At 69.2% G+C, this 3,268-nt stretch carries 3 protein-coding genes and 1 pseudogene; all 4 read left to right on the plus strand.

Going from position 1 to position 3,268, the window contains the following annotated elements; all coding sequences use genetic code 11:
- The coding region (locus ACFR9S_RS13360) for a hypothetical protein (protein ID WP_379818869.1) at positions 1 to 576 on the plus strand (576 nt) is incomplete at its 5' end.
- A gap of 181 nt (positions 577 to 757) precedes the next feature.
- Positions 758 to 1,876, plus strand: coding sequence for a PstS family phosphate ABC transporter substrate-binding protein (locus tag ACFR9S_RS13365; protein WP_379732264.1), 1,119 nt, complete (start codon positions 758 to 760; stop codon positions 1,874 to 1,876).
- A gap of 48 nt (positions 1,877 to 1,924) precedes the next feature.
- A complete protein-coding gene (gene pstC, locus ACFR9S_RS13370; protein WP_379732265.1) occupies positions 1,925 to 3,082 on the plus strand; it encodes a phosphate ABC transporter permease subunit PstC in 1,158 nt (385 codons plus the stop codon).
- Positions 3,079 to 3,268 (plus strand): annotated as a pseudogene (locus ACFR9S_RS13375) (phosphate ABC transporter permease PstA); the annotation flags it as partial. The gene pstC and the pseudogene ACFR9S_RS13375, both read left to right, overlap by 4 nt.

The following is a 3,268-nucleotide window of genomic DNA, read 5'->3' on the forward strand; positions in this document are numbered from 1 at the left end:
CTGGTCAGCGGCGCCGTCGCGCTCGGGATCGGGATCGCCGGCGCGGCGGCGTTCCTCTATCTTCCGCCGCTGTGGGCGCTGGTCCCCATCGTCGCCCTCGTCGCGCTGGCGCGGGCGCCCGTGTTCCGCTCGGGCGGTCGTGCCCGCCTGCGAACCGACGACGATCCCGAGGGAGTCCGCGACGCGTTCGCGGGGCCGACGCCGCCGCCGCTGGCGCTGCAGTGGGGGGTCGCCGACGACGTTCGGGCCGACGACGGCGGCGCCGCGTACGACCTCTCCTACCTGTTCGGCCTCCGGAGCGTCGAGATGCAGGTCGATAGCGAGGTCGTCGAGAACGTGACCGAGCCGGACCGCGTGGAACTGAGAGTGACGGTCGACGGGCAGCCGTGGGGCACGTACACCGCGTGGATCGAGCCTGTCGAGGGGGGCACCGGGATCACCGTCGAGGTGCAGTCCGACCGGAAGTTCGGCCTCCGGCGGCTCCCCCAGCACCTCGTCGCGCGGCGGTATCGCGACGACGCGCTGGCGGCACAGGGGTACGAGACGGTCGAGCGGTCGTTCTCGCTCTCCCAGTAGCGCCGGTGGGGCGCCGGGACCGCGCGGCTCCCGAGGCGCTCTTAGAGGAGTACGGAGGAGTATATAGCCTCCAGCATGGGACCGTACCACACGGAGGGTAAACGGACCGCTGTAGGGTTATTGTACCATCAAATACTCCTATTATAAACTGCTTTACTAATCCCCCCACCCGACTCAGGTGATGGCACCCGACCCGGAGGCAGGACGAGTATCGCGGCGGAAATTCATCGCGGCGACCGGCGTCGCGGGCGTGGCCGGCGTCGCCGGTTGTTCGGGCGGTAGCGGAACCGACACCGAGGCCGGCGGCTCCGGCGGCTCAGGCTCGGGGAGTTCGAACGGGCTGGACACCTCCGTTCTGACGGGCGACGGTTCCTCGACGGTGTTCCCGATCACGAGCACCGCGTCGAGCTACTGGAACTCAAACCCCGAGGCCGGCGACGAGGACTACTGGCCCCAGGAGTGGGCCGACGAGTACGGCACCGACATGCGGCTGGCGGACTACTTCGCGAGCGACTACGGCTACGAGGCGACCGAGCAGCGCTCGGTGCCGCCGTTCCGGGTCAGTATCGCGCTGAGCCACTCCGGCACGGGGATCGAGGGCGTGATGGAGGGTCGCGTCGACATCGGCGACTCCAGCGCGCCGGCCGCAGCCGAGCTCGCGGGCAGCGACCCCTCCGAGGAGACGCTGAACAACTTCACCGACCACGTCGTCGGCGTCGACGGCCAGCCGATCGTCGTCAGCCGCGAGATCGCCGACGCCGGTGTCGAGAGCATCACCATCGAGGAGCTCCGCGCGATCTACCGGCAGGAGATCACTAACTGGAACGAGGTCGGCGGCCCCGACCGGGAGATCCTCGCCCTCGGCCGCGCGGAGGGATCCGGGACCGACACCGCGTTCCGGAACAACGTGTACGGTGATCCCAACGCGCCGATCAGCCCCGACCAGCGCTTCGGGCAGAACCAGCAGCTCCAGCAGGCCATCGGGCAGGCCGACAACGCCATCGCCTACATCGCGCTGGCGTTCGTCGAGCCGGACGGCGCGACGCCGCCGATCGGCCTCGAGATCGACGGCACCCTGTACGAGTACGGCGAGAACCTCGGCTCCCAGGACTACCCGCTGTCGCGTGACCTCCACGCCTACACGTGGGAGGGAACGTCCCGGAAGGAGGCCGCCTTCCTGAACTTCGTGCTGAGCGACTTCGGGCAGGAGAACTTCGTCGCCGCGAACAACTACTTCCAGCTCCCCGACGACCGGCTCGAAACCCAACGGGAGAAAGTCGCGGCGTCGAACTACGAGTAACGCCCCGCCCCGCGCGATCGGCCCTCCCGATTTATCACTGATGCATCCATGACGCAGCTACTCCCGCCGCCACGAGAGGTACCGACGCGGCTCCGCGGGGCCGTCGCCCGACACACCGAACGCACGAGACAGCGGGCACGCGACTACCGATCCCGGACCGACGACGGCGCCATCGCGATGCACGGCCTCGTCGCCGCGTCGGTGCTCACGACGTTCCTGCTGTTCCTCGCCGGCTCGCGGTGGACCGTGCTCCCGGTGCTGACGTTCCTCGGGACGATGAGCGTCGGCTGGCTCCGCTATCAGGCGGAGGCCGCCAAGGCCCTGACGTTCCTCACGACCGTCGCGACGGTCTCGATCCTGACGCTGATCGTCGCGTTCCTGCTCTACGAGTCGATCCCCGCGGTCCGCGCGATGGGGGTGGACCTGTTCACGCGGGTCCGCAACCCCGCGATGGAGACCCCCACCCTCGGGCAGGGGCTGTGGGGCCGCGGCGGCGTCTGGTCGCTCACGCCGATGATGCTCGGCACCGCGATCACGACCGTCGTCGCGACGCTGATCGCGGCGCCGATCGGCGTCGCCGGCGCGGTATTCGTCAGCGAGATCGCCCCCGGGCGCGTCCGCGAGGTCGTCAAACCCGGCATCGAACTGATGGCCGGGATCCCCTCGATCACGTACGGGTTCATCGGCCTCACGATCGTGAACCAGTACTTCTACGCCGAGTTCGGCACCCCGACCATCGGGACGTACTTCGCGGCCGGGCTGATGATCGGCATCATGGCGCTGCCGACGGTGGTCACCGTCGCCGAGGACGCGCTCAACGCCGTCCCCGAGTCGATCAAAAGCGGCGCGCTCGCGATGGGATCGACGAGCTGGCAGACCACCAAGAGCGTCACCATCCCCGCCGGGCTGTCGGGCGTCTCCGCGGGCGTCCTGCTCGGCGTCGGCCGGGCGATGGGCGAGACGATGGCCGCGACGGTGATGCTCACCCACACGAAGGGGTTCCCCTCGCCCGTGTTCGACGTGTTCTCGCGCTACGGCGAGACGCTCACCACGGTCATCGCGTTCGAGGGCGGCAACGCCAGCGGCATCCACATGAGCGCGCTGTTCGCGGCCGGCGTCGTCCTGTTCGTGATGGTGATGCTGTTGAGCGTCACCTCGCAGTACGTCGAGTGGCGGATGCACCAGAAGCTCGGAGGTGAGCGATGAGCAACGTCGAACGGACCCGGCTCGCCGGCGCTGACTCGCCGGTCGGCGACCTCGTGTCGACCGGGATCCTCGCCGTCGCGGTGCTCACCTTCCTCACGTCGTGGGTGCTGCTGCTCCAGTGGGTCGACGAGACGGCGACCGTCGCCGGGCTGAGCGTGCTGAAGCTGCTGTTCGTCGGCCTCGTCG

The sequence above is a fragment of the Halolamina salina genome (assembly GCF_042678005.1).
Taxonomy (GTDB): domain Archaea; phylum Halobacteriota; class Halobacteria; order Halobacteriales; family Haloferacaceae; genus Halolamina; species Halolamina salina.

Coding starts and splice junctions, on each gene's coding strand:
- ACFR9S_RS13365 (WP_379732264.1), top strand. CDS start 758: ATGGCACCCGACCCGGAGGCAGGACGAGTATCGCGGCGGAAATTCATC.
- pstC (WP_379732265.1), top strand. CDS start 1,925: ATGACGCAGCTACTCCCGCCGCCACGAGAGGTACCGACGCGGCTCCGC.